General features: G+C 73.9%; 1 protein-coding gene. It reads right to left on the minus strand.

The genetic code is table 11. The annotated features are described in order from the left end of the window. Nucleotides 1-53: 53 nt before the first annotated feature. Nucleotides 54-587 carry a DedA family protein gene (locus CCN72_RS37220; RefSeq protein WP_425276210.1) on the minus strand — a complete coding sequence of 178 codons (534 nt, stop codon included), beginning with the start codon at nucleotides 585-587 and terminating at the stop codon, nucleotides 54-56. Between the last annotated feature and the right edge of the window lie 12 nt (nucleotides 588-599).

Genomic DNA, 599 nt, shown 5'->3' on the forward strand with positions numbered 1-599 from the left:
AGCGTCAGATTGGTATAAGAGACAGGGTGTAGGGCATCGAGGGGTTACGGAGGCTACGGGAGCTTTGCGGGGCGCCCGCTCAGTGGTCGGGGTGCCCGGACTGGTCGCGCCGCTGAGGCTCGTCCCGGGGGCCGGGCTCGGCGTCTCCCTCCGACCCCTCCGAGCCCTCCGAGTCGGCGGGCCCTTCCGGTTCCGNNGCGGGCCTCCACCAGCAGCGGCAGCATGGACAGTACGACGACCGCCGCGACCAGCAGCAACAGATAGTCGTCCACCGCGGGGACCGAGGCGCCGAGGGTGAACCCCGCCAGGACCAGGGCCTGCGACCAGAGCACCCCGCCCACCGTCTGCCAGAGGGTGAACGGCCGGGCGGGCACCCCGAGCGCCCCCGCCACCGGATGCAGCACCGTGCGCAGCAGCGGCACGAACCGGCCGATCACCAGGGCCTTCCCGTAGCCGTACCGGGCCAGCAGATCCTCGGCGCGGGCCGCCGCGCCCTTCACCCGGCGGCTTGAGGTGCGCGCGAGCAGCGCCCGGCCGCCGTGCCGCCCGATCAGATAACCCACCTGGCCCCCCGCCACCGCGCCGATCGCCGCGCATAG

It is taken from the genome of Streptomyces murinus, from assembly GCF_002154555.1.
Classification (GTDB): Bacteria; Actinomycetota; Actinomycetes; order Streptomycetales; family Streptomycetaceae; genus Streptomyces; species Streptomyces murinus.